Origin of the sequence: Paenibacillus contaminans, from assembly GCF_003285015.1 — a bacterium.
Classification (GTDB): domain Bacteria; phylum Bacillota; class Bacilli; order Paenibacillales; family NBRC-103111; genus Paenibacillus_V; species Paenibacillus_V contaminans.
The window spans coordinates 1-4,158 of sequence record NZ_QMFB01000068.1; the positions used below are offsets into that span (position 1 = coordinate 1).

Sequence of the window (4,158 nt, forward strand, 5' to 3'; positions counted from 1 at the left end):
TTGAAGAAAGATTTGAAGAAATCAAGGAACAAAAATTCATTAGTAATAGAAATCCCACAAAGATTTATTGAAGAAAGCTTATATTATGGAGGAAAATTTAGTGAATAAAATTTATGATTGGAAATACTGATTTTGGAATAGGTGAAGTCGTTTTAAATATTCAAGATGAAGAATGCGTTACATCCTGCCCGTTAGCCATCCATGCTGCACAAAGCGCAGCACCACAGAGAGTGAAAGTTAATCCGTTCTTTCATAGTAGTTCAACGCCGCCGCGTGAATCTAATACTTTTTTTCCGAGTCTACAACTTTATTTTTCAGTCTAAAACTTTATTTTCTTTGGACATCACCGTGTTTTATCATTACGCTAACGGGTACGTTTGCTCAATATAACCTTCTTCAAAGACTAACGGCATGATCGCAACCTTTTCTCACCCAACAGACTGTTTAGACGATAACCATTTTTTCTCCAGTTATTGACTTCTTATGGTTCTTAACGTAAAATGGGGAAAATTGCATAACAATACAAAAACTTTGATGGAGAAAAGTAATTCAATACCTCCTTACAGGGAGGAAACGCCAAAGATTGAGAGCGTTTCTGGGGAAAAGGGTTGAATGAAGTTCGCTCCGGAGCAGTCCCTTGAAACCATTTTTGGTAAGTAGAGGTGTACCGGTTTAACCGTTATTTATTAAAGTGAGAGCATTTCTGTTTTTTTCACAGGGAGGTTCTAATTTAGGGTGGTACCGCGGCTCCTCGTCCCTTTCGGACGAGGGGCTATTTGTATTTTCAATCAGTATTTTGTGTCGGAGTTTCGGTTCCGTCTCGAACCACCATTACATTAAACAATAAGGCTCGGTAGCTCAGTTGGTAGAGCATAGGACTGAAAATCCTAGTGTCGGCGGTTCGATTCCGTCCCGAGCCACCATTACATTTTCCTTTGGGGTTTGAAGTTATTGCGATGGGGATGTTGTGAGCGTTTTCCTGAAGTACAATAATTACACCATGAACAGGCTGCCGGCACAATCGGCAGTCTGCTTTGCTTACAGCCATATTGCTCAACACCCAGGGTGCCGATAAAACAAGATAGGATTCGGGTGTCTGAACGATGCATATAAACGAAAACCAATAGGAGGGCAACCGTATGACATGGTCTTCAATCAGAGAGTTCCTTCAGATTCCAAAGGAACTCACCGGCAAAAGTGTCGGAATTGCTATCGTAGATAGCAGCTTCCCGAATCATCCGGATATTGCTACTAATATACATCGCAATACATATATCGTTAATTTCGAGACCGACCCATATCCTACTTTAATGACATCGGGTGATGGGCCCTGGAGTAGAGGCTTGCATGGATTGTGGACGGCAGCTGCGGCTGCAGGCTCTGGTCAGCTTTCGCAGGGGCGCTATGCTGGAGCTGCGCCGGAAGCCGATCTTTACTTGCTTCAAACCGGACCCTTCAATTTACTCGAAGAAATTGAATCTAAATTTGTTGCTGTCCTAAGTTGGCTGAGCGTAAATTGGCGCAAATATAATATCCGTGGGGTCGTTTTAACGGTCGTCTCCTCTCGGGAGACGGGCCTATTGCCTTGGCAAGCAGATCCGATTCGGACACTTTGTGAACAACTTGCCAATGACGGTTTACTCGTGGTTGCGGCTTCTGGAAATACTAAGGAGCTAACTTGCAGTGGTCCGGCCTCATCACCATCTATTCTATCGGTCGGTGGCGTGATCGTACCGGATGATGCAGAAATTCATCATGCTGAATCTTATCACGGCTGCAGGGGGATGACCTTTGAAAACAATTGGATACCTGGAATTTTGGCACCGGCTGAAAACGTAGTGCTGCCTATGCCATTTCAGTCACCCGAAGAGAGGCAAAATCATTTTACTGCTCCATACGACAATCTGCCAGAAAACTATGCCAGAACAGAAGGGACATCATGCGCAGGCCCCATCATCTTGGGATGTGCGGCATGCATATGGCAAGCACATCCCCACTGGACTGCAAACCAGGTGAAATACGCTATCCAAAGTAGTTCAGTTTTGAGCAATAAATGGGATGACTTAGATGCTGGTTTGGTCAATGTTATGGCAGCTGTTAGTATGACGCCCGCAGATAATGCCATAAATACTCCGTATTACAATTGGTGTAACTGGAAAAACAAAGTCAAGTCTGAGCGCTTAGCGGCAATGAAGGGTCAGAATGAAGAAGACATCGTTTCCGCGATACTTTCTTTCTGTGGAGAGAAGATTCCAAGGGAGATTACGGTACTAATGAGGGCGTTATTGGTTCATCAGTCTGATAAGATTAGAACAGCAGCAATAACTGTCTTAGCCGTCCATTCAGACAAGATTTTGAGCAGCGACTTGCAAGGGTTATTTCACGATGACAGCAGCTATGTGAGAATGGCAGCCCTATTTGCCTTAAATCATTGTCCCGAAATGTGGAAAGAGTTTACTATTGAAGTCATCAGACTATTCACGGATCACGATTTGAATATTCGTTACTGTGCAATAGAGCTCGCAGCAAAGATAAAAGAACAATGTTTTATTGGGCCGCTAATCTCAGGACTGTATGACGATGCGTTTAATGAACGGGTGTCGACGTTTGGGGCGAGATGCAGTGCGCTCGAGGCTATCACTGGACTTACTTTCAAACCGATGCCAGAATGGCGTGAAGGACAATGTTGGTACTCGGATCGAAGCACACAAGCAAGACTTCATATCGCCCAAGAGTGGGAGTCTAGATTCAAAGGTTTGTTACGCTAACGGGCACGATACTTAAACGGCTGCTCCGGAGCAGCCCGTTATTACGTTAACGGGCAGAATGATGTATTTTACAATAGTATACATTTCCAAATGTTACAGTGGAGAGGTTGATGAATTTGGATAAACAGTTGAACCATTTGATCAATCAAAAGTTGGAGCATGTAATAACGGAAATGGGGGAACTGACATTTAAGGAAGTTGAGTTTATAACCACAGGTTGTGAGAAAGATGTATTGATTTTGGATAAGAAAACTGTAATTGCTTTCTATCGTGGAGGATTAAATTTAGATCGATACAGAGTGCGACAGGAACTGATTCGCAGATTATCAAAGCAAACAGAGATAGTTTTTCCAGAGTGTCTGTATATTTCACAATCCCTAAAATTCGTGATGGAAACATACGTGCCAGGATATAAAATTACACCTCAGTATGTGGAAATAAATCTGGAAAATGCGCAACAAATAGGTCGAAGTGTAGGAAGTTTTCTGAAACAACTTCATATGACATCAGAACAAAAACTGGATTTATTAACTGGTTTTATGCAAGATGTTCAGAATGATTTGGTTGAGGGGCTTAAAATACTACGGATCAAGCTGACACAATCAGAAATGGAACAAGTAAAGGTTTTCTTAAATGATTTTTATGAAATTACAGCCTCCGTTCAGAGATGTATTGTGCATGGGGATTTTCACTACGATAATATTCTTTGGGATGAGAGTGCCAGTCGGCTCGGAATAATAGATTTTAGTGAAGCTGGGAAAGAAGATCCAGCATTAGATTTTATGTATATGTGTTATTTTCCTAAAGAATTCAGGTGTGCAGTGTTTGAGGAATATGGTTCTGAAACTACAATACTATATAAGAGAAGCCAAATGTATGATAGGATCTATGGCTTGTATGATATGATCGAAAATATACAAGGTGATCCGAGAAAACCAAACTTTGAAATGGGATATACAAGATTTTTTACAAATCAAGTTTATTGAACGGGTACGTTAGTTCAAAGACTACGGCGGTAGTCTAAGACTTTATTTTTCAAGTCTTGGTCCGCCGCTGCATGATTTTGAACCGAATGTTCGGATTGTTTTTGCGAAACAGCGAGACAACGGTCTTCGGTCACATTGACGTTGTTTTCCGGAAACGTGATTGATTTCCTCGAAACGCCCCCCTAGCGGGGCGTTTTTCGATTGGACAACCAGTGTACCCGTTCACTATAATGAAAGGGGCAATTCCCATACTTTCTCAATTGCAGGAGGAATCCATTCATGGCACAAGAACGCGTTGGTTTCGTGGTAAAATGCCGCCAGGAAATACAGGATATTAAAGATGAACGAAAAAGAAGTTAAAAAACAACTTTCCGCAGCCAAAAAGTATAGAAATAACGGTGATT

Annotated in this window: 2 protein-coding genes, 1 tRNA gene and 1 other annotated feature; all 3 genes read left to right on the forward strand. The window is 42.0% G+C overall.

Annotation, left to right across the window (positions count from 1 at the left end):
- Positions 1-522 precede the first annotated feature (522 nt).
- Positions 523-762, forward strand: a binding site (T-box leader).
- An 85-nt stretch (positions 763-847) separates the two neighbouring features.
- Positions 848-923, forward strand: a tRNA-Phe gene (locus DQG23_RS41530).
- Positions 924-1,139: 216 nt separating this feature from the next.
- Positions 1,140-2,768: a S8 family serine peptidase gene (locus DQG23_RS41535; protein WP_113036942.1), complete on the forward strand. Its 1,629-nt coding sequence runs from the start codon at positions 1,140-1,142 to the stop codon at positions 2,766-2,768.
- A gap of 110 nt (positions 2,769-2,878) precedes the next feature.
- Entirely contained in the window at positions 2,879-3,754 is an 876-nt protein-coding gene (locus DQG23_RS41540) for a phosphotransferase family protein (protein WP_113036943.1), read from the forward strand.
- Positions 3,755-4,158 lie beyond the last annotated feature (404 nt).

Bases quoted from the DNA above. Each gene is read 5' to 3' on its own strand.
- DQG23_RS41535 (WP_113036942.1), top strand. From the start codon at position 1,140: ATGACATGGTCTTCAATCAGAGAGTTCCTTCAGATTCCAAAGGAACTC.
- DQG23_RS41540 (WP_113036943.1), top strand. From the start codon at position 2,879: ATGAATTTGGATAAACAGTTGAACCATTTGATCAATCAAAAGTTGGAG.